Origin of the sequence: Streptomyces sp. NPDC002935 (assembly GCF_040611295.1) — a bacterium.
Classification (GTDB): Bacteria; Actinomycetota; Actinomycetes; order Streptomycetales; family Streptomycetaceae; genus Streptomyces.
In genome coordinates this window covers 1-22,000 of sequence record NZ_JBEXNW010000019.1, presented here as the reverse complement: position 1 = coordinate 22,000, position 22,000 = coordinate 1, and the positions used below count along the sequence as shown (strand labels likewise).

The 22,000-nt window shown below is 71.2% G+C and carries 15 protein-coding genes; 9 read left to right on the top strand and 6 right to left on the bottom strand.

Annotation, left to right across the window (positions count from 1 at the left end):
* Positions 1-138: 138 nt before the first annotated feature.
* Positions 139-1,575 carry a cellulose binding domain-containing protein gene (locus ABZX90_RS24895; protein ID WP_355208159.1) on the bottom strand — a complete coding sequence of 479 codons (1,437 nt, stop codon included), beginning with the start codon at positions 1,573-1,575 and terminating at the stop codon, positions 139-141.
* A gap of 300 nt (positions 1,576-1,875) precedes the next feature.
* On the opposite strand from ABZX90_RS24895, the gene ABZX90_RS24890 reads away from it, so the two are divergent.
* Entirely contained in the window at positions 1,876-2,763 is an 888-nt protein-coding gene (locus ABZX90_RS24890; protein WP_351133623.1) for a GntR family transcriptional regulator, read from the top strand.
* A 16-nt stretch (positions 2,764-2,779) separates the two neighbouring features.
* On the opposite strand, the gene ABZX90_RS24885 is transcribed toward ABZX90_RS24890, so the two are convergent.
* Together ABZX90_RS24885 and ABZX90_RS24880 are read right to left on the bottom strand one after the other, a co-directional pair.
* Complete coding sequence (locus ABZX90_RS24885) at positions 2,780-3,553, bottom strand: crotonase/enoyl-CoA hydratase family protein (protein WP_355208156.1); 774 nt, start codon at positions 3,551-3,553, stop codon at positions 2,780-2,782.
* Between the two features lie 169 nt (positions 3,554-3,722).
* Positions 3,723-4,931, bottom strand: coding sequence for a cytochrome P450 (locus ABZX90_RS24880; protein WP_355208153.1), 1,209 nt, complete (start codon positions 4,929-4,931; stop codon positions 3,723-3,725).
* A gap of 349 nt (positions 4,932-5,280) precedes the next feature.
* Between ABZX90_RS24880 and ABZX90_RS24875 the strand changes: the two genes are divergently transcribed.
* Both ABZX90_RS24875 and ABZX90_RS24870 read left to right on the top strand, forming a co-directional pair.
* Positions 5,281-6,108, top strand: a complete 828-nt coding sequence (locus ABZX90_RS24875; protein WP_355208150.1) for an alpha/beta hydrolase — start codon at positions 5,281-5,283, stop codon at positions 6,106-6,108.
* Between the two features lie 417 nt (positions 6,109-6,525).
* A complete protein-coding gene (locus ABZX90_RS24870; RefSeq protein ID WP_355208148.1) occupies positions 6,526-9,288 on the top strand; it encodes an MXAN_6230/SCO0854 family RING domain-containing protein in 2,763 nt (920 codons plus the stop codon).
* Positions 9,289-9,334: 46 nt separating this feature from the next.
* On the opposite strand, the gene ABZX90_RS24865 is transcribed toward ABZX90_RS24870, so the two are convergent.
* Entirely contained in the window at positions 9,335-10,528 is a 1,194-nt protein-coding gene (locus ABZX90_RS24865; RefSeq protein ID WP_355208145.1) for an RNA-guided endonuclease TnpB family protein, read from the bottom strand.
* Between the two features lie 179 nt (positions 10,529-10,707).
* Between ABZX90_RS24865 and ABZX90_RS24860 the strand changes: the two genes are divergently transcribed.
* From ABZX90_RS24860 to ABZX90_RS24845, 4 genes are all read left to right on the top strand, one after another.
* Positions 10,708-11,634, top strand: coding sequence for an immunity 49 family protein (locus tag ABZX90_RS24860; protein WP_355208143.1), 927 nt, complete (start codon positions 10,708-10,710; stop codon positions 11,632-11,634).
* A gap of 187 nt (positions 11,635-11,821) precedes the next feature.
* Positions 11,822-12,646, top strand: coding sequence for a hypothetical protein (locus ABZX90_RS24855; RefSeq protein ID WP_355208140.1), 825 nt, complete (start codon positions 11,822-11,824; stop codon positions 12,644-12,646).
* A complete protein-coding gene (locus tag ABZX90_RS24850) occupies positions 12,643-14,829 on the top strand; it encodes a bifunctional serine/threonine-protein kinase/ABC transporter substrate-binding protein (RefSeq protein WP_355208137.1) in 2,187 nt (728 codons plus the stop codon). Before ABZX90_RS24855 ends, ABZX90_RS24850 begins: the two co-directional genes overlap by 4 nt.
* 2 nt (positions 14,830-14,831) lie before the next feature.
* Complete coding sequence (locus ABZX90_RS24845; RefSeq protein WP_355208134.1) at positions 14,832-17,012, top strand: bifunctional serine/threonine-protein kinase/ABC transporter substrate-binding protein; 2,181 nt, start codon at positions 14,832-14,834, stop codon at positions 17,010-17,012.
* A gap of 75 nt (positions 17,013-17,087) precedes the next feature.
* Here ABZX90_RS24845 and ABZX90_RS24840 read toward each other — a convergent pair whose 3' ends face one another.
* Complete coding sequence (locus tag ABZX90_RS24840; RefSeq protein WP_355208132.1) at positions 17,088-17,993, bottom strand: S41 family peptidase; 906 nt, start codon at positions 17,991-17,993, stop codon at positions 17,088-17,090.
* A gap of 57 nt (positions 17,994-18,050) precedes the next feature.
* Between ABZX90_RS24840 and ABZX90_RS24835 the strand changes: the two genes are divergently transcribed.
* A complete protein-coding gene (locus ABZX90_RS24835) occupies positions 18,051-18,596 on the top strand; it encodes a winged helix-turn-helix domain-containing protein (RefSeq protein ID WP_355208129.1) in 546 nt (181 codons plus the stop codon).
* Between the two features lie 22 nt (positions 18,597-18,618).
* Here the strand turns inward: ABZX90_RS24835 and ABZX90_RS24830 are convergent, their stop codons facing one another.
* Entirely contained in the window at positions 18,619-21,459 is a 2,841-nt protein-coding gene (locus ABZX90_RS24830; RefSeq protein ID WP_355208126.1) for a SpoIIE family protein phosphatase, read from the bottom strand.
* Between the two features lie 199 nt (positions 21,460-21,658).
* On the opposite strand from ABZX90_RS24830, the gene ABZX90_RS24825 reads away from it, so the two are divergent.
* Positions 21,659-21,898: a hypothetical protein gene (locus ABZX90_RS24825; protein ID WP_351133600.1), complete on the top strand. Its 240-nt coding sequence runs from the start codon at positions 21,659-21,661 to the stop codon at positions 21,896-21,898.
* Positions 21,899-22,000 lie beyond the last annotated feature (102 nt).

The window sequence follows — 22,000 nt, the reverse complement described above, 5'->3', positions numbered from 1 at the left end:
ATCCAGCCTCCTGCGACGACGGCCTCGGCCGGACCGGGACCGCGAGGGTACGGGTCCTGCCCAGCCCGGGCCGGCGTCGGGCCCGTCCCGGCGGGCCCGACTGTCCGGCCGGGACGGGGAACCGTACGGCTCTGCGCGTCAGGACGCCGGAACCTCGTCCACGAAGGCGGTGCCCGCGCCGCGGTAGGCGGTCACCTTCGCGGCCACCTGGGCCGGGGTGAGGACCTGGTCCTTGACGTGCAGGACGTAGTCGACCTGTTCGTTGTAGGCGCGCGCCGTGGTCGAGGTCTGACCGGCGAGGTCGATGAGCCACTGGTTGAAGTTGATCGACATCGGCCGCTCGGGCAGGTATTGGGCGTCATGGGTGCCGAAGAGCTGTCCGTCGATGTAGTACTTGATGCTGCCGCTGTCGATGGTGAGCACCAGGTCGTGCCATCCGGCGTAGCTCTGACGCGCCTCGGTGTGCTGGTTGACGGCCTGCCAGGGGTCCGGGTTGTACGTCTCCCACGACGTCGTGTAGAGGATGTTGCCCGACTCGCCCCAGCCGCCGTTGGGCAGGTACTCGAAGTCGTACTCGGCGTAGTCGTCGGCCATCGGCGCCTTGAGGTCGTTGATGGTGAAGAACGTCTGCACCAGGTGATCGCCGTCCGGGCCGGACTGGGGAGCGTCGGCGAATCTCACCCGCGCCGCGTAGGTGCCGTTCTTGAACTTCGTGCTCTTGGAGAGGACTTCGGTCTGCCTGGTGGACTCGGCGGTGCCCGCCGTCGAGGTCTCCAGGTTCATCACCGAGTTGCCGGACACCTTCGGGAAGGTGACCTTGGAGGGGTCCCAGGTCGCGCCGGGAACCCCGGGACCGCCGGAGTTGGAGCGGACAGTCCAGCCGTGTGCGGAGATCGCGGGGTCGGTGTACGACGTGTAGGTGAAGTCGTCGAACAGGGACTGGCCGCCACCGGGCGGATCCGTCGGCGGATCGGTGGGGTCGGTCGGATCCGTCGGGTCGTTGCCCTCCGGCGCCGTGCCCCACACGGTGGTTCCGGCGAGCTGGGCGGTGACCTTGTTCCAGTCCGCGTACGAGGTCTGTGCGGCGTTGAAGGAGTAGTCGTCCGCCTGGTTCACGCTCTGCCAGTTGGACTGGTAGAAGCGGAGCTGCATGTCGCCGGTGTCGGTGCCCGGTGCGAGGGTGCCGGCCCCGGAGGCGAAACCGATCTCCAGGTACCGGTCCGCGGTGCCGGTGGGATGAGCCAGTGTGCCGAACGTGCCGGTGACGTTCGCGCACCCCTTGACCGCCCAGGAGCAGGCGAAGCGATAACTGGTGCTCGCCGAGTCCGCCTTGAAGTAGTAGCGGATCTTGACCTGGCTCAACTGCACGGAGGAGGAACTGGTGTTGCGCACCTTGAACCAGGGTTCGCTCTGGTCGGCGGTGGCACCGCTCGCGCTGGTGCGGTACTGGACGGCGAGACCTCCGGCCGCGGCGGCGGGCGCGGTCATCGGAACGGCGACCAGGGCGGTGCCGCCCAGGAGAGCCGACAGGGCGAGGGCCACGCGGCGGCGGCCCGAGGGTGGACGGTTTCTCATGTGAGTTCCTTTCGGGGGGCTCCCGCCGGCCGCGGGAGGGTGGGGGTACTCAGGAACACGAGGAGACATTCCGTGCTTGACCAGTTGGTCGGCCGGGCTTACCAGTTGACGTCGCATGAAAGTGGCATAGACCATTGCGTGCGTCAACCCCCTTGTACGTAAGGGGACTTGCTCGAACCAAGGTGGCTCGGGTTACCTGTGGCGCAAGGCCGGGCAGGTTCAACCCCCATGGACCAGCAGACCAGTTATGGTCAGCCGCCATACCAGTCGGCCGGTACCCACGACGAACGAGAGTCCTGCATGGAGATCGATCCCGCCGCCTCGCGCGCGGTACTCAAGCGTGAAAGAGTCCGTGACACGATCCTCGAACTCATCGAGGAACGCCGCCCCGGCGACGCCATTCCCTCCGAGCGCGCGCTCTGCGCCGAACTCGGGGTGTCCAGGCCCACGTTGCGGGCGGCGGTGGACCAACTCGTCGTCGCCGGACTCCTGGTGCGTGAGCACGGACGAGGCATGTTCGTGGCCGCCGAGAAGATCACCCAGGAACTGGTGTCGGACCGGCAGACCTTCAGCCTGCCCCAGGCCGCGGGCACGTGGACCAGCAGACTCCTGGAATTCAGCACACTGTCCGCCGGTGCCCGCGTGGGCCGCAGGCTGCGTATCTCGCCCGCGGCCAGAATCCGCTACGTGGCACGGCTCCGCCTGGTCGACGGCTCACCCATGGCCATCGAGTACCTGCACGTCCCCGCCGACCTGGTGCCCGACCTGACCAGTGACGAACTGGAGAACGGCGACCTGTACGAGCACCTCGGTGAACGGCACGGAATCCAGGTCAGCGAGGCGGTCCAGTCGATCGAACCCACGGTGGTGAGCCGCGACGAGGCAGGCCTGCTCGACGTGCCGGAGCTGTCCCCGGCCCTCCTGTTCGAGCGCCTCACCTCGGACGCCCGGGACCGGCCGGTGGAGTACGTCCACTCGATCTACCGCGGAGACCGCTACCGCATCGTCTCCCGACTCGCGCTCGGCCCGAGATCGGCGCACGCGTCACCACACGACGGGCACCACCCGGGTATCCCGCCGGGGGACTTCCCGCTGGGCGAACCCGTCACGTTCTCCACCCGCGGCGTGGTGGCCGGCGACCTGTTCGGACACGGCGGCCGGCGGGGTGAGGGCAGGCCGGCGACGTGACCGCGGGCCGCGATGCTCACCGGCTCCACGCCGGCGGGCGCTTCTCGGTGAACGCCTGGGCGCCCTCGGCGGCGGCGCCGGTTGTGAAGACCGGTGCGCTCAGGGGGTCTTGGACGGTGTACGCGGTGTGATCGTCGAGGCCGCGGGTGTCCTGGACGATCCGCTTCGTGATGTGGACGGCGTCGCGGGAGTGGGCCTGGACGCGCTCGGCCAGGGCGAGCGCCGCGTGAACGGCTCGGCCTTCACCGGTGAGCTGGTTGACGAGTCCGTACCGGGCCGCGTCCGGGGCGGGCAGGGGAGCGGCGGTCAGCAGCATCTCCATGGCCACGTGGTAGGGGAGCCGGCCGGGGAGGCGGATGGCTCCGCCCTCGGCGGCGATGAGCCCGCGGGCGACTTCGGGCAGGGCGAAGAACGCGGTGTCGGAGGCGGTGATGAGGTCGCAGGCGAGGGCGAGTTCGAAACCGCCGGCGACGGCCGCGCCCTCGACGGCGGCGATGAGCGGCTTGCCGACGCGGGCGCGGGTCAGTCCGGCGAGCCCGCGGTCGGCGACGAGCGGAACGCCCTCGGTGGGGAAGGCCTTGAGGTCCATGCCTGAACAGAAGTGGCCGCCCGCTCCGGTGAGGATGCCGACGGAGAGGGCCGGGTCGGACTCCAGGCGGGTGAGGGCCGAGTCCACGGCGTCGGCCAGCGCCTGGTCGACGGCGTTGCGGACGCGGGGCCGGTTGAGGGTGATGAGCAGGACGCCGGGCCGTGGTTCGGCCGTCATCACTACGGGGTCGTGACTGTCCATGCGATGTGCTCCTGGTCGAGGGACGTTAGGCAGACGGGCAGACGGGCAGACGGGCAGACGGGCAGACGGGCAGACGGGCAGACGGGCAGACGGGCAGACGGGCAGACGGGCAGACGGGGCAAGGCAGGCGGGCAGGCGGGCAGGCGGGCAGGCGGGGAGTCGGGAGCGGTCAGGTCCGTACGACGGGCAGTGCGGCCAGTCCGCGCATCACCCGGGCCGGGCGCCAGGGGAGTTCGTCGTCGGGTTTGGCCAGCTGCACCCTGCCCAGGCGCCGGAGCAGCAGGGGGAGGGCGACGGCGCCTTCGAGCCGGGCCAGGGCGGCGCCGATGCAGAAGTGAGGGCCGTAGCCGAAGGCGAGATGATCATTGGAGGTTCGGCCCACATCGAGCCGGTCCGCGTCGGGGAAGCGGGCGTCGTCGCGGTTGGCGGAGCCGATCAGGAGGCTGACGATGTCCCCCTCACCGATCAACTGACCGTGCAGGCTGATCGGTTCGCTGGCACACCGGAACGTCGCGTCCCGCACCGGGGAGTCGTAGCGAAGCAGTTCCTCGACCGCTGTGCCGACCAGCTCCGGGCCGGCCGACGGTGCGGTCAACCGGGCGGCCTGGTCCGGGTTCCTGAGCAGGGCGAGCATGCCGTTGCCGATGAGGTTCATGGTGGTGTCGTGGCCGACCAGCAGCAGGAGGTAGGCGGTCGAGCGCAGCTCCTCCTCGCTCATCGCCCCGCTGTGGTCGCCGGCCTCGACGAGAGCGCCCAGCAGGTCCACGCCACTGCGCTCGCCCCTGGCGCGCTTGCCGGCGATCAGGCGGTCGAGGAGGGCATGCAGATCGCCCTCCACCCGGGCCGGATCCCGGCCCGGAGCTGGTGCGATGGTGGCCATCAGCGTGTCCCGGGTCGTCGCGTCGTCGAGTTCCTCGGGGACGCCGAGGATCGCGCAGATCATCCGGAAGGTGAGAGGCGCGGCGAAGGCCGCGATCACATCCACGTGGGCGTCGTGCTCGATCCGGTCCAGCAGCCGGTTCGCCGTGTCCTTGATGAAGGGTTCCAACCGGGCGATACGGCGGGGTACGAACGCCGCGTTCACCAGGGTGCGCAGACGGGTGTGGTCCGGAGGATCGGCGTGGACCAGGTGCCGGTTCAGCCCGGCCGGCCCCGGAACATAGCCGGGCACCCGGCCGGGGTCCTTGCTCAGCCGCCCGTCGGTCAACAGCGCGCGGACGTCCGCGTAGCGGGAGATCTGCCACACGGTGGGCCGACCGGGCCTGCGGTCCGCGTGAGCGGGCGCATGCCGGCGCAGCCAGGCGAAGTAGGGATACGGGTCCTGCACCCGCGCGGCCATCAGGCCGGGGGGCGGGGAGGGGACACGGGGAACGGGCACGCCTGCTCCGGACTCGGTGATCGACACGGACATCGCGCCAACGCCCGGCCGTGTCCGAAGGATGCGGAAGCAGGCGAATTAAGCGAGGCAGGACAAGCAAGATCGCCCCGACGGGTCAGTCCGTCCGGTGAGCTCGGGGGCGGTGACTGCCCGGCGCGCCGAAGCGTGGCCCCTCGGTTAGGGTGATGTGGACGACGTGCTCATTCCGGTCATTTTGCGCTGCTGACCGTTCCGTCGTCCCCGTGCGTCCGCCGCTGGTACGTGTGTGGCAGTCGTCGTTCACCATCCGGCGCGGGTATCGAGATCGCGTGAAGCGTGGAATCCCGGACCAGTTCGAGAGGAACCACACATGCCCTTCGCAACTGCCAAGGACGGCACACAGATCTTCTACAAGGACTGGGGGTCGGGTCAGCCCGTCGTCTTCTCCCACGGCTGGCCGCTGACCGCGGACGCCTGGGACGCCCAGATGAGGGTGATGGCGGACAACGGCTTCCGTGCCATCGCCCACGACCGGCGCGGTGGCGGTCGCTCCGGGCAGACCTGGGAGGGCAACGACCTCGACACGTACGCCGACGACCTGGCGGCGGTCATCGAAGCCCTGGACCTCCAGAACGTCATTCTCGTGGGGCACTCGACCGGCGGCGGTGAGGTCACGCGCTACATGGGCCGGCACGGCACCGGCCGGGTGGCGAAGGCGGTCCTGGTCGGTGCGATCCCGCCGCTCATGCTCAAGACGGAAGCGAACCCCGAGGGCCTGCCGGTCGACGTCTTCGACGAGATCCGCTCGGGCGTGGAGAAGGACCGGTCGCAGTACTACAAGGACCTCAGCGGCCCGTTCTACGGGGCCAACCGTGACGGATCGACCGTCACCCAGGGAACGCGGGACGAGTTCTGGCTCTGGGGAATGACCGTGGGCATCAAGGGCGCCTACGACTGCGTCAAGGCGTTCTCCGAGACCGACCTCACCGAAGACCTCAAGAAGATCGACGTCCCCACACTCATCGTGCACGGCGACGACGACCAGATCGTCCCCATCGTGGCTTCCGGTCACAAGTCCTCGAAGCTCGTCAAGGACGCGATCTACAAGGTGTACCCCGGCGCTCCCCACGGCCTGGCCATGGTGCCCAAGTTCGCCGACGTGTTCAACGCCGACCTCCTGGAATTCGCGCGCAGTTGAACCAACGGCTTCCTGACGGAAGGCGCAGGAGGCCGGCCCTCACGACAGAACAAGCGGTCCGGCGCTGAGGCTTGGCGCTCCCGGTTCTTCTGGCTGTCGCGCGTCTCCGCCGGACACAACGCGTGGCGCTGGGAACCCGGTTGATCGACTTCGGCGGGTTCGTGATAGTTGTCTTGTATCCAGGCGGGGCGGCTCCGCAGCGTGTTTCCTTTACTGATCTTCCGGGGCAGGGAGCAGCGCGCTCACTTTCCGCCCCGCCTCGAGCCTGTTCGGGACCGGTGCCGCACCCGCCCGGTGCGTACCGGGCCGTCCCGGGTGCCTTTCGCGGGGCGGGAGCGGCGCGCTGTCCGCCCGGACCGGCTGGGCTGCCGGTGCGTACCGGGCCGGGCTTTCGTACGACACGGGGGAAAACGCCTGATGGCACTGCTTTCTGGTACGGGCGCGGCGGGCGGCGCCAACAGTGTGGCCGCGGTGCTGCTGCGTCGGCGTGGTGCCGTCTACCTCCCGGGGTGGTGTGCGGCGGAGCCCACCGCGCTGACGTCGGCCGGCGCCACGCTCGTGGAGGGCGACCTGTTGGAGCGGGGTTTCCTGGTGTCGGCGGGTCTGCGGCGGGCCCTTGCGGCGCGCAGCGAGGAGTCGCTGGCCGCCGCGGGCCGCGGGCTGCTGGAGGAAATCGACGCGGCGGGCGGCACAGGCCCCGACCTCGTCCCCGTCTTCCGGGGGTTCCCGGCGGCGGTGCCGCCGAACCCGCGTGCGAGGTGGGCCGAGCGGGTGCTGGCGGTCCTGGCGCGGACGCCCGTGCAGCCGTGTGCCGTGTGCGGCGCCGTCGGTGCGGTGGACGCGGTGTCGCCGTGCGCACACCTGGTCTGCTGGAAGTGCTTCGACAGGGCCGGCGTGCCGACCTGTCCGGTCTGCCGGTGCCGCGTCGACGCGGGCGATCCGTTCCTGCGCCCGACTGCGGCCGCCCCATCCGATGCGGGCCACGGCTCGCCGCAACGCCGCCTGCGGGTCCTTTCCCTGGGCGGCGACCTGGCCGCCCGGCGCGCCCACGCCGGGGCCGAGCTGTCCGCCCTCCTCGCCCACACGGCGGCCCTGGGCCCGCAGGACACAGCGGACCTCGCCGTCCTCCTCGACGCGGTCGGCGACCGCACCGACACGGCGTGGCTGCCCGACCCGATCCCCGCCCGCGAGACCCGGGCCCGCGTCCTGGCCTGGCTGCTGGACGACCCCGCCCTGTTCCCCACCACGCTGCCGGCCGTCGGCGCCCGCATCACGACCCCCGACGACGCGCTGCGCCTGCTGGCCGTTCGCGCCGGAGGCGACCCGGGCCTGGCCCGGGTGCGCCGCTTCACCGCGGTCCCGCGCCCGCTGCGCCGCACCCTCCTCGCCGCGTTGGACCGGATGGACCCGCAGCCGGCCGCACAGGACCTGCGCCGCCGCGCGGGCCTGTGGAAGCGCGCCGCCGAACGACTGCACCCCTTCGAGCACGCCACCGCCTTCCCCCGCGCCGCCCTGGCGTTCGCCTGCCTGCGCGGCCTGACCCTCGCCGACGACCGGCTCGCCGCCACGCTGCGGACCGCCGCCGCCGGCGTACCGGGCGCGGACACCACCACCGGCACCGTCCGCATCGCACCCTGGGCCGCTCGGCTGGAGGCCGCACTCGCCGCCGCCGACACCGGCGAAGCTCTCCGGCTCCTCGACGGGCGCCCCGACGAACTGCTGCGCCGCCTCAACCAGTTGCTGCTCCTCGCCCGCACCGCTCCCGCGCCGGTGCTCGCCGCGTTGGAGGCCGCCGTGCCGCACGCGGCGCCCGCCGCGCTGCTGTCCGCACTCGGCGCGGTGCGCGCCCGCTCCCTCCCGGTCGGCAACCGCGTGTTCCTCCCCCAGGGCGCCCCCGGCAGGGTCCACCTCCAGCCCGAACACCGCGCCGGCCTCGACTGGTCGGCCGTCAGAAAACCTGCCGAGGAGATCATCACCGCTGAGGTCGTGTGCCGCGCCGCCGCCCTGCCCCAGGTCGGCACGGCGGTCATCGACGCCGGTCTCGACGGCGTCGTCGCACCGTTCGCCCGACGCCGCACGTCCCGTCCATTCCGCGCACCCCGCACATCCGGCACGCCGGCCACCCTGCAGCGGGGCAGCGCACTGCCCCTGCCCGCAGGCCGCGCCCTGCGCCTCTTCGTCCACCTGACGGGGGCCGACGCCACCGCCGGCCTGGACCTGGCCGCCTTGTTCTACAACGGCGTGTGGGACCGCGTCGGCGCCTGCGGATGGACCGGGCAGACCTACCCCTACCGGTGGGGGCAGGACTTCCCCGAGGCCGCGGTCCACTCCGCCGATTTGAACGTGCCCCGGGCGCCGGACGGCGCCTGCGAGTTCGTCGACCTCGACCTCGACAGGCTCGCCGCCGCCGGAGTCCGGTACATCGTCACCACCGTCGACACCCGCACCGTGCGCTTCGGCAACCTCGCCGAGGCGTTCGCCGGGCTGACGGTCCGCGACGAGATCGGCGACGGCCTGCCGTTCGACGCCCGCCGGGCCGAGCACCGGTTCGACCTGGCCGGCAGGGCCTACCAAAGCATGGCGATGGTCGTCAGCATCGAGGACCGCACCGTGCTCTGGCTCGACGTCCCCCCGGCCCCCACCGACAACTCCCCCCACCGGTGTGGCGACCCCCTCCGAAACCTCGGCTGGGAAGTCACCGATGTGTTCAACCGGGTGTGCATCGACCTGGTCCCCTGGGTCGGCCTCGGCGAGGTCGCCGCCTGGCACGCGGCCGCCCGCGCGCACACCGTCGTGGTCCGCCACGGCGACGGCACCACGACCACCTACCGCCGTGTGTACGGGGACGCGAGGTGGCTGGCCCTCCGCATCACCGCCCGCGCCCACGACCCCAGGTGCGAGGGACCCCCCGCGGAAGCGGCCGATGCCCGACTGGCCTTCCTCGTACGCGGCGACCTGGACCTCCCCGCCGGGAGCGAGGTGTACGCCCTGTACCCGGACGACCTCGACCCGGCCCGCGTCCGCCTCCTGGACGCCCCCGACCTGGTCACTTCCCTCATGCCGCTCCCCAGGCGGCCTGCCCACCCGGCGGACACCGCGCCCCCCGACCGGCCACGTCTGACCGGCCCCTCCTGGCCGGCCCCGCCTCAAGGCGGGGCGGTTTTGTCATTGGGGGACTGACAAGATGAACGGTTGACTTCCTCCCCCTCCTGAAGGAGGGGGATTCCTACGGCTCGCGCCGTGGGGTTTCCTGCTTCGTCGCCGACTGCCCGCCCGGAGTGCTCCGTTGAGGTCTTACACCAGCTCCACAGGCTGTCACCGCCAGTCCGGCGGCCAGCAGGTTCTTCGCCGCGTTCACGTCCCGGTCGTGGGTCGTGCCGCAGTCACATGTCCAGGTACGGACATGCAACGGCATCCGCTCCCGGAGGGTGCCGCAGGCGGAGCACAGCTTGGAGGAGGGGAACCACCGGTCGACGGCAATCACCTCACGTCCGTACCACTGGGCCTTGTACTCCAGCATGCTCCGCAAGTCCGCCCATGCCGCGTCCGAGACGGCTCGGGCCAGGCTCCGGTTCCTGACCATGCTGCGGACGGTCAGGTCCTCGATCACGAGCGTTTGGTTCTCACGCACGAGTCGAGTGGTCAGCTTGTGCAGGGTGTCACGGCGGCGGTCGGCAATCCGAGCATGGATCTTCGCGACCTTACGGCGGGCCTTGGCCCGGTTCGCGCCGTCGCCCCTGGCCTTCTTCGCCAGTCGGCGCTGCGCCATGGCGAGGGCGGCACGGTCGCGGCGCTCGTGCCTCGGGTTGGTGACCTTCTCGCCAGTCGACAGGGTCAGCAGATGGGTCAGGCCGACGTCGATACCCACGGCCGTATCCGTGGCAGGCAGGGGCTGGACGGACGGATCGTCGCACAGCATCGAGATGAACCAGCGTCCGGCCGGATCCTGGGAGACGGTCACCGTCGAGGGGGACACGCCGGCGGGCAGCGGCCTGGACCAGACGATGTCCAGCGGCTCACGCATCTTCGCGAGCGTCAGCTTCCCGTCCCGGAAACGGAACCCGCTGCTGGTGTACTCGGCGGACTTCCGGGACTTCTTCCGGGACTTGAACCTCGGGTACTTCGCCCGCTTGCCGAAGAAGTTGGTGAACGCCACCTGCAGGTGCCGCAAAGCCTGCTGCAACGGAACCGACGACACCTCGTTCAGGTAGGCCAGTTCCTCGGTCTTCTTCCAGGCCGTCAGCATCGCCGAGGTCTGGTTGTAGTTCACCCGCTCCTGCCGCGTCCACGCCTGCGTACGCGCGGCCAGCGCCAGGTTGTAGACCTTCCGCACACATCCGAACGTGCGCAACAGCTCAGCTGCCTGCGCATCGGTGGGATGGAAGCGGTACTTGAACGCCCGCTTCAAGTAAGTGGCCACGGCCCACAAACTAGCGCCAACGTTAGCGAAGGATCGAACCTGCCGGTCGGGGCACTGCGATCCGCCCTGACGGCGCATCCCAGCCCGCTGCCCTGCTCCGCAGGAGTCCGCTTCTCCCCCGCAAGCGGGAGGTACCCCCACCCCGGCCCGAAGGCCGGGGTATCCACGGAGGAGTTCCGATGAAGATCAACGACGTGCCGCGCCATCCGGTGCGCCCGCAGCACTTGGAGCAGGCCCTCGGCGACAAGGCGGACCGTGTTCAGCGCCGTTTCGAGGACGTGTACCACGACGAGTACCCGCTGCGCGAGATGTTGTCGGAGCTCGGCGACGAGCTGCTGGACCACGTCGCCGCACGCAGCGTGCACGATCCCGACCTGCGGGACGAACGCACCCGGCTCGCCCTGACCACGGCGGCCGAATCCCTCTTCGGCGTACTGGAGTTGGGGTGCTGCCCGGGCGGCGACTGGGAGATTCCCTTCCCGCTGACCCGTACGCGCTTGAGCAGCGAGGAGAAGGACTTCGACGAGATGCGGGACGCGACCGACACGGTCACCGCCCGCACCTGGGTCGAGGCGTTCAACATCTGTGTGGCCAGCGGCCTGGTGAGCGACTGGGAGCGGGTGATCGGGCTCCTGCTCCGACAGGACTACGCCCCCATGTTGCACAGGAACCTGCCCCACGCACAGCGGGACTCGATCTCCGATCCGGCCGACCTCGCGCACATGGACGCCCTGTGCGGCTACCTGACCCCGTCGCCGGGCCATCTGCCCCGGGACTGGCCGCAGGTGACGCTGTGCAAGCCGTCGATCGACGAGCGCCTGGACGCGGCGCTGGCCCTGGACGCCGCCGGCGCGACAAGCCCCGACCAGCGGCTGCTGCGCATCCTGCTCCGAGACGACCAGGCCGCCTTCGAGCACGCGCTGCACCAACGCCTGGTGGAGCACCGCGTCGGCGTCGGTGAGGATCCCGCGCCCCGGAGCCTGATGCCGCTGGGTTCGATCGCCCTGGCCGCGCTCGCCGTGCAGGTGCACGGCTGGAACCTGCGGATCACGTCCGGCTATCTGCCTGCCTCACTCCTGAACGCCCCCGCCCCAGCCGCCTCCTGAACAACCCCGGCTTGCCCGTACAGGCGGACACGGGGTTTGTTCACAGGCGCTGAGAGACCCCCGGGCCGCTTGTTCGGCGTCCCCGTCGGCATGCCCGTACGCAACGGACCGCGACACATTCGTAGTGCGCCGGAGGCATAGTCGCTACGCTCCCTGCGGGGGAACACCCGTGCGGATGGGGGCGTTCATGGCGTATCAAAGACCGGTGCGGCTGTGCTGCGGCATATTAGCCACGGGGCTGGCGCTGGCCGGTTGTTCGGGGGCGGGGGGCGGCGAGAACGCGAAACCCACCGCTGCCGAGAAGGCGACCGCGAGCAGTGGCACAGGCGCCACCTCGGCCCCGGCCCCGACGCCCAGCAGCACCGGTCTGGACTTTCATCCCGATCCCGACCGCGCACCGAAGACCCGCGCCGAGGCCGCACGCATGGCCCGCGCCATCGCGGCGGCCCCCGTGAACTGGGGCCCCGGCTTCGTCAAGCGAAACCCGTACGAGAGTGATCCCGGCTACTGGCCCGTGCTCGACGCGGACTGCGTCTGGCAGCGCGCGCCACTGCCCTCGACGGTCCTCGCCACCCTCACCCGCTACAGCGAACTCCCCGCGAAGGACGGCAAGGGCCCGATCCGCCTCGCCGCCGTCGTCACCGTGCACCGAACGGTGAAGGACGCCGAATGGGAGATGGCCGAGACACTCGAAGAGGGGCTGCGGTGCCCCGACCAGCAACTCCGCCAGGGCGAGCGGATCACCGGACTGCTCTCCCAGGGATCGGACTTCGGTCTGCTGGGCAACTTCAGCTCCGAGGACACGCTGACCGAGGGCGGCCAGTACTTCAGCGACGAACTCGGCGGCCCCTATTACTACTACTGGATCCAGAGCCGCCTGGGACAGATCACCGTGGCTGTCGCCGGCAGGGGTGCCAAGGGCCGGTCCGGACCGGAGGTCGACGCAGCCCTGCAGCAGGGAGTGGGCCAGATGCTCGGCCAGACCGAGAGCGAACTGGAAGGGCCGGAATGAGCGCGCGCCTGCTCCCCACCGACCCTGCCTCGATCGGCGGACACCGACTGCTGGCCCGCCTCGGCGCGGGCGGCATGGGTGTGGTCTACCTCGGCCGTACGGAGGCCGGGGCGCTGGCCGCCGTGAAGGTCATCCAGGCCGAGTACGCGGACGATCCCGACTTCCGCGCCCGGTTCCGCCGCGAGGTCGAGGCGGCCCGCCGGGTGACCAGCCCCTGGGCCGTGCCGGTCACCGGCGCCGACCCGGACGCGGCGGCGCCCTGGCTGGCCACGGCCTTCGTGCCCGGTCCCTCGCTGGAGGAGGCGGTCACCCGCCACGGTCCGCTCCCCGCCCGGAGCGTGCGCGTCCTGGCCAGGATGCTCGCCGCCGCTCTGCGCGAGGTGCACGCCGCGGGGCTGGTCCACCGGGACGTCAAGCCCGCCAACGTCCTGCTCGCCGTGGACGGTCCCCGCCTCATCGACTTCGGGATCGCCCGCGCGTCCGACGAGACCGCGATCACCTCCACCGACCTGGTCGTCGGCACGCCCGGATTCCTTTCCCCCGAACAGGCCGAGGCGCGCGGCTCGGAGGTGGGCCCGCCGAGCGACATCTTCTCGCTGGGCTGCCTGCTGGCGTACGCGGCGAGCGGCCGACCGCCGTTCGGCACCGGCACGGCGGACGCCCTGCTCTACCGCACCGTCCACGACGAACCCGACCTGGCCGGCATCGAGGCCGATGACGACGGGGACGATGCGGACACCGGCGACGGCGACCTGCCGACGCTGCTGCGCCGGTGCCTGGCGAAGGACCCGGCGGACCGTCCGACGGCCGCGCAGTTCGGCACGGCGCTCCTGGTCGAGGACACGATCCCCGAGGGCGGGCAGCTCGACTGGCTGCCCGCGGACGTCGTACGGGCCATCGCCGACAGTTCGTCCGAGATGCTGGCGCTGCCCGACATCGAGCCGACCGTCGCCGAGACGCCGGGGGACGCGGAACAGGCAGCGCCCAGCCGTCGGCGACTGCTCGTGCTGGCTTCCGGAGCGGCCGTGCTCATGGCGGCGGGCGGTGTGGCGGCCTGGGCCGCTCTGCGCGACGAGGACGACCAGGGGTCACCGGCGCCGCGGGACCACCGCTGGGCCGTCGGCGTCCAGGCGGACCTGAGCGGGGCGCAGCGGACGGCGGGCGAGGCGCAGGAGCGGGGTGCGCGGCTGGCGATCGAACAGTTCAACTCCAGTAAGAACAAGCCCTTCGAGCTTGCCCTGAAGACCGTCGACGACGGCGGCAGCGCCGACCGGGCACGGACCGCGGCCAAGAAACTGATCCAGGACACCGACGTGCTCGCCGTACTCGGCCCGACCAACGACGAGGCGGCCAACGCCGTCCTCGGCACCTACGACGAGGCCCTGCTGCCGCTGCTGTGCGTCTCGGCCGGAGGACTGATCCTGACCGCGCAGCAGTACCGGTCCTTCGTGCACTGCCGGCCCAGCGACGCGGCCGTCGCCCTGCCGATCAGCATCTATCTCATGCGGCAGAAGGGAAAGCTGCTCCCCGGCCTGCTCCAGGACCGCACCGCGCGGACGTACGCGCAGGAATCCGCCTGGATCAACGCCCTCATGCTGCGCCGACTTGGCCGGCCGGTCTACCCCCGGGTGATCCCCGCGGACACGGACGACGTGGAACCCGTCGTCGCCGACATGATGCGGGCCGGGATCGGCTCCTTCATCTACGCCGGTGACGCGCGGGGCGGGGTCCGGGTGGCCCGCGCCCTGGCCGACGCCGGCTTCGACGGACCGAGGCTCACCCCGCAGGCCGTCATCGACCCGGCGTTCCTGAAGGGGGCCGGGGACGCGGCCGAGGGGTGGGTGCTGACCTCCTCCTTCGTCGACCCCTCCGCCGTGCCGGCCGCGGCGGCCTTCACCGCCGCCTTCCGCAAACGGTTCGGCGCCGCGCCCGGCTACTACGCCGCCGAGGCGTACGACACCGTCAATCTCGTCGTCCAGGAGCTGGTGAAGGGCACGAAGGGCGGACGGCCGCCGAAACGCCAGGAGTTGCTGGGCCTGCTGCGCAAGAGCCGCTACAAGGGCATCACCAAGGAGTTCTCCTTCAAGCCGGCGGACGGCACCTTCGCCGGCTGGGGCGTCTTCCTGCACCAGGTCGAGGGCGGCCGGTTCCGCTTCCTCGGCGCCGCCCCCTCCGAGGTGTAGCCGTGAGCGGAGTGCACCCGCCAGGACACACGGGAGTGCACGCGCTCAAGCCGGGCGATCCGCCGTTCGTCGGCGGCTACCGGCTGCTCGGCCGACTCGGCGCGGGCGGCATGGGCGTGGTCTACCTGGCCCGCTCGACGGGCGGGACGCTGGTCGCGCTCAAGGTGATCCGCGCCGAGTACGCCTCGGACCACGCTTTTCGGACCAGGTTCCGGCGCGAGGCCGAGGCGGCGGGCGGGCTCACCGGGCGATGGGTCGTACCGGTCACCGCGGCGGCTCCGCAGGCCCGCGAGCCCTGGCTGGCCACCGCCTTCGTGCCGGGCCCGTCGCTGGCCGAGGCCGTCGCGCTGCACGGGCCGCTGCCCGACCGGACGGTACGCGCCCTCGGCGCCCGGCTGGCCGAAGCGCTCACCGAGGTGCACGCCGCCGGCCTGGTCCACCGGGACGTCAAGCCGGGAAACGTCCTCCTCGCCCTGGACGGGCCCCGGTTGATCGACTTCGGCATCGCGCGTGCCACCGGCGCCACCGCGCTGACCGCGAGCGACGTGGTCATCGGCTCGCCCGGCTATCTCTCGCCCGAACAGGCGCGGGCACAGGGCGGTGACATCGGCCCGCCGAGCGACATCTTCTCCCTGGGCTGTGTCCTGGCGTACGCCGCGACCGGCCACCGCCCGTTCGGCACCGGCACTCCGGCCGCCATCTTCTTCCGCACGGTGCACGAGGAGCCGGACCTGGACGCCGTACCGTGGGCCCTCGTCCCGCTGCTGTCCCGTTGCCTCGCGAAGGACCCGCGGGCCAGGCCGACCGCGCAGGAGGTGCGGGACGCGCTGGCCGGTGAGGGCGAGGGGGAGGGCGACTGGCTGCCGTCCGCGCTGCCCCGGCTGATCGCGGAACGCTCGGCCACGGTCCTGGCGCTGCCCGACCCCGGGCCGGGCACCCTCATGCTGCCGCCGGAGCGGCCCGGCCTCTCACGGCGCCGTCTGCTGACGCTGGGCTCGGCGGCCGGGGTGGTGGTGGTCGGCGGGGGACTGGCAGCCTGGGCGGCGTCGAGGCCCACGGCCGGAAGTGCCGGCACGAAGGGGTCCGGACCACTGCCCCGGTACGTCATCGGGCTGCACGCCGACCTGTCGGGGCCGGACAGGACGCTGGGCCGGGCGCAGGAGCGGGGCGTGCGGCTGGCCGTGGAACAGTTCAACTCCCGTTCCCGGGACGGCCGTACCTTCGACCTGACGCTCAAGGTCCTGGACGACGCGGGGGAGGCGAAGCGGGCCGGTGAGGTGGCCGGGAGCTTCGTCGCGGACCACGAGGTGTACGCCGTCATCGGCCCGACCGGGAACGCCACGACGGAGACCGCCGTCGCCCGCTACGAGAAGGCCCTGCTGCCCATCGTGACCGTCTCGTCCGCCGGCGATACGTACTCGAAGACCGGCACCCGCTCGTTCTTCCAGCTCAGACCCGACGAGAACTCTCTGTCCACGGCCTTCATCCACTACCTCACCCACACCGAGAAGAGCCGCAGGACCGCCCTCGTCGACGACAGGGCGGCCAGCCGCACCAGTTGGCAGATCGTCAAGGACCTGGCGACGTTCCCGCCCTCCAACGGCACCACCACGACCCATGTCGTCCCCGCGGACAGCGAGGACTTCGACACCGTCGCCGCCGCGGTGCTCGCCGCGAAGGCGCAGGCCGTGGTCTACGGCGGCTCGTCACCGCACCGCGCCGCCCGGTGCGCCCGCGCGTTGCGGCAGGCCGGTTTCCGGGGCGCACGGATGGCGCCGGAACCGGTCCTGGAGGCCGCGTTCCTCGGGGAGGCGGGCACGGCGGCCGAGGGCTGGGTGATCTGCACGGCCTATGTCGACCCGGCCCGGCTGCCCGCCGCGGCTCCCTTTGTGACGGCGTACAAGAAGCGCTTCGGCGTACGCACCGTCGAGCGCTTCGCCGTCGAGGCGTACGACGCCCTGAACTTCATCGCCGAAGGGCTGCGCGAGCTGGGCAGCGCCGGGGTCGAGCGGGGCGCCATGGTGCGCAGACTCCGTGAGGCCACCTACAACGGGCTCGCAAAGACCATCGAGTTCGACGAGGTCACCGACGAGTTCCACTGGGTCAACGGCCTCTTCCTGCAACGCGTGCAGAACGGCACCCCACACTTTCTGGGCCGCTACGACCAGCTCAAGAAGTCCTGACGCGAGGCCTGCCTCGCGGTCCCGGTCGAGCACGCCGGTGCCCTGATCGGCGCCGGGCCGCCGAGTCGGGCCGCTTCAGTCCGACAGACGCGCGAGGGCCAGTGCGTGGGCGCGGTCGAGGGCGTCGGCGGCGGCGCAGGCGATGTCCGGCGCCACGCCGGTGCCCTCCCAGTTGGTGCCGGAGACCGGGTTGACCGAGCGGCCGACCGGAATACTGGCTTCCAGGTGCGGGTGCACCGTCCAGCCGTCACGCGGGTGCGCCCCGCCACCGGTGCGCTCGCCGACGACGACGGCCCGGCCCAGCTGCTGCAAGTCGTACGCGAGCTCCTCGGCGGCGGAGAAGGTGCGGCCGCTGGTCAGCACGTACAACGGCTTGGTACCGCCGAAGCGCGCGCCGGGCACGTGCGCGGGGCTCCAGTACTGCTCGCGGCGGTCGCCGGCCCGCCAGTGCATGGTGTTGAGGTGGGTGCGCGCATCCAGCAGGTGACCGCAGACGAAGGAGACCGTGTCCGGATCACCGCCCAGGTTGCCGCGGAGGTCCACGATCAGCGCCCGGGCAGGTGAGGCCAGAGCGAGCGCCGCCCCCAGTGGCTCGGCCGCCCACTCCAGCGGAAACAGGGCCGGCCCCAGCTCCACGACGGCCACCCCTCCCTTGAGCAACTCCACCAGGGGCGCGCCACCCAGCGAGGTGTCGAAGTCCCGGCGCATGGCCGCCAGAGCGGCCTCCCCCTGCTCCGGAGGCACCCGGACCGGGTGGTACTTCAGTCGCAAGTGTTTGTCGCCGTTGGCGGATTGCAGGTCCGTGGTGACCAGCCGGCCGAGCTCTTCGGCACTGTCGACGTCGTAGGCCCCCTCGGCGAGACGCTGTCGCATCAGGCCCGCGAGCTGCTCGGCTGTCTCCGGGAAGATGTAGTGCTCGGTCAGGAGCCGGGCCGTCTCGTCGATGACGGGGGCAGGTTGTAGCTGCGTCGGAGTCGTCATGGGAGGGAGTAGAGCACCGCCCTTGCGAAAGCGTCAAGAGAGTTAGACACTTTAGGAATGCGCGATCAGCCTCCCAGTCCGCCGCCGCCCGAGGATCTCCAGGAGATCGGTGCGCCCGAGCAGTTCGCGGCGCTCGCCCATCCGCTGCGTCAGCGGCTCCTCTTCGTCCTCGGCCACCGACCGGCCACCATCAGCCAGCTCGCGGTGCATCTCGACGCGAGGAAGGGCAACGTGGCCCACCACCTCAAAGTGCTGCGGGAAGCCGGGTTGGTCCGCATCGCCGAGACCCGCCAGGTTCGCGGCGGTACCGAGCACTACTACCAGCGCACGGCCCGCCGCATGGTCGTCGCCGAACCCCGGGCGGACGGCACCGCGGCGATGCTCGCCGCGGTCGCCCAGGAACTGCAGCGCTCGCCTGATGAGACCCTTCTGACGCTGCGTCATCTGCGTCTCGGTCCCGCGAAGGCGCAGCAGCTCGCCGAGACCCTCGCCCGGCTGGTCGACGAATCCGAGGAGGACGAAGAGGGGCAGCCCATGTACAGCGTGCTGGTGACGCTGTACCAGCAGGCCGCCCAACCCGGCGGCACCGACACCTCCCCGTAGCCGAGGTGTCCTCGGTCCCTCCTCAGGACGGCCGGCCGGTGTTCGCGGGCGGATCCCCGTCGGCCGGGTCCTCCGGAGGGAGTGCCTGTTCGGTCCAGATGGCTTTGCCCTCCGTGGTGTACCTGCTGCCCCAGCGTTCGCAGAGGGCGTTGATGAGCTGGAGTCCCCGACCCCCCTCGTCGGTCTCCGAGGCGCGCCGGATGCGGGGCATGGTCAGACTCGCGTCGGACACCTCGCAGACGAGCGTTCCGCTGCACAGGAGCCGAAGCCCGATCGGGCCCCTGGCATGGCGGATGACGTTCCCGACCAGCTCGCTGGCCAGCAGTTCCGTCGTCATGACCAGGTCGTCCAGATGCCATCGGACGAGTTGCTCCCGTACGTGGCGGCGGGCCTCACCCGCGGCTTCCGGGCCCTCCTTAAGAGCCCAGGAAGCCATCTGCCGGTCGGCCACGGTGTGCAGGCGGGCGATCAGCAGGGCCGCGTCGTCGGTGGTGGGCTGCCCACCCGGCAACAGGCCCGCGGTGACCGTGTCGCACAGTTCCTCCAGATCGGGACAGCAGGCCTCGCGGGGGAGCAGATCGGCGAGCTGGGCCATGCCCTGGTCGATCTCCCTCAGCCGCGACTCCACGAGCCCGTCGGTGTAGAGGACCAGAAGGCTGTCCGCCGACAGCTTCAGTTCCGTCGTCTCGAACGGAGGGAACGCGGCGCCCAGGGGAGGATTGGCGGCGACCTCGGGGAAGTAGGCGGTGCCGTCGGGCCGGACGACCAGGGGCGGCGGATGCCCCGCCCGCACCATGGTGCACGTTCCGTCGGTGGAGTCGTAGAGCGCGTACAGGCACGTCGCGTACGAGTGATCGCCGAGGGCGCCGACGATGTCGTTGAGGTGGCCCATGATCTCGTCGGGGGGCAGTTCCAGGGCGGCCAGAGTGTGCAGCGCTGTGCGCAGGCGTCCCATGGTCGCGGCCTCGGGCAGACCGTGGCCCATCACGTCACCGATGACCAGGGCCACCTGGCCCGCCGAGAGCGGGATGAGGTCGTACCAGTCCCCGCCCACGTCGGAGGTCTGTCCGGCCGGCAGGTACCTCGCCGCCGCGGTGACCTCGGGCACGGCGGGCAGGGTCGGGGGCAGCAGAGCCTGCTGGAGTTCCTCGGAGCGGGTGAGCTCGGCGTCGTAGAGCCGTGCCCTCTCCAGCGCGTGTGCCACCAGCGCGCTGATGGTGATGAGGAGGGTGCGTTCCTCGGACGTGAGGCGCCGTGCGGTGTCGAAGGCGATGACACACACGCCGAAGGTGTGGCCGGAGGCCGTCAGCGGGAGGAAGGCCCAGGCCTCCTTGGTGCTCGGAGGCGGGGTGCCGTCGTCGGGGAAGGCCGTGACCCACTCCTCCCGGGACGAGTAGAAGCGGGGTTCGCCGGTCAGGACGGCCCGCCCGGCCGGATCGGCATCCGACAGTTCCATCCCGTGCGCTCCGCGCATGTGCCGGAGAAAGGAACTCGGGTAACCGACGGACCCGATGTGCACCAGCCTCTGGTCCTCGATGACCAGCACGAGCAGGCCTTGGGCGTCGAACGGGGGCAGGACGCGCTGGGCGACGGCCTTCACCACGTCCTGTGAGGTGGTCGCCGCGGCGAGCCGCGTGGTCAGCTCCGCCGTCCGGCTCGCCCGCTCGGCCGCGGTCCGGATCGCCGCCACCTGCTCGGCCTCACTGCGGCGGCGATCGGTGACGTCGGTGAAGTACAGGGTCAGACCACTGGGGACGGGGACGAGTCGCAGGTCGTAACAGCGGCCGGTGTCGGCCAGCGTGACGTCGAAGCCGGTGGCGGTGGACTGCGCGGCGCCGCGTCGGCACTGTTCCTCCAGATCGGGCATCCGGCGCAGCGCGGGAACGTCCCACAGATCGCGTCCGAAGAGCTGCTCGTCCTTCGAACCGAGAATGCGTTCCGCCTCCAGATTGGCGAAGGTGATACGCCAGTAGTCGTCCACGGACAGGAAGGCGTCGCTCATGTGCTGCAGGGCACGGCTGAGAGAATCCCGGGTGGATCGCGAGGCGTCGCTCGCCCAGCCCTTGCCGACGATGCGCGCGACATGGCCCTGGTCGTCCAGGACGACATGACCGGATGCTCGCGTCCAGGTGTAGGCTCCGTCGCCGCGCCGGACCCGGTACTCGGCCTCGAACGGAGCGTGGGTCCGGATACTGCGCTCGGCTGCCGCCAGGGTGCCCGGGAGATCGTCGGGGTGGACCACCTTCATCCAGCTCTCGATGCCGGGCACGAACGTCGCCGGATCGGTCTCGTAGACCTTCATGGCGGCCTCGTCCCACTCCAGCGCGCCGGTGCTCAGGTCCCACTCCCAGGAACCGACCGGAGTGAAATCGAGGTCGGTGCCGAGACGGGCGGGCGCCGGCATCTTCCGCAGGCGGTTCATGGCCCAGTCGGCCACCGATTCGAGGAACGTCCACTGCGCGGGCGTCGGTTCCTCGTTGTCCCCGGTGAGGCACGTGATCGCGCCGATGGCACGGTGCCCGTCGACCAGGGGTACGGAGAACCAGCCGGACCGGGACAGCAACGGCGCGGTGGGTTCGACCAGATCGGCGGGGAGAGCGGCCACCCATGCGTGCCGGCCCGAGCGTACGGCGCGGGCCGTCGCCGTGGGCCCGTCCTGGTCGACGATCTCCCACGCCCGGGTGAACGACGACGGCAGTCCGGTGGAGGACACCATGCGCAGAGCCGACATGGGGCCCCGCAGGTAGGCGGCCCCGCCGACACAGCCCAGCTCCGCGATGGAGTGCTGAAGGGCGAGCCGGAAGACCTCGCTTTCCGTGATGCCGTCGTCAGCGGAGTCGAGTAGGTCCAGCCGCCTGATCACAGACCCAATATATGGGGGAATGCCGTAAATGACATTAATGCCATGGTCTGCTGACGGGAGGGCCCTCGGCCGGGGCTCCTCCGTCCGCGAGGGCGCCCTGCGGCGGCGCGCCAAGGGACGGCGCAATCCGTGCGTGTCGTGCGTGGGGTCGTTTTGAGTGGTCGGACAGCAGAACCACCGACTTCGCAGGAACGCACCCATGCGCATCAGAACGGCTCTCGCCCTTCCCGCCGTCGCCGTCGTAGCTCTGGTCGGTCTGGCCGGAACCGCCGCGGCCGACGGTGACGCCGGCAACGGCAACGGCGACGGCACCACCGCCACGCAGACCATCACCGACAACACCCTCAGCGGTCTGGACTTCGCCGGCCATGTGTTCAGCGTCGGCAACACCGGCCTGGAACAGGACCCGATCACGATCACGTTCGCGGCCATCGGCTAGGACCTGTCCTAGGGCCTGTCCGGCGGATCATGCCGGAGACGCGGGGCCTGGCACGCCCTCCCCCAAGCTCTTCGAGCAGGGGGGACCCCCAGCGGCGTTGTC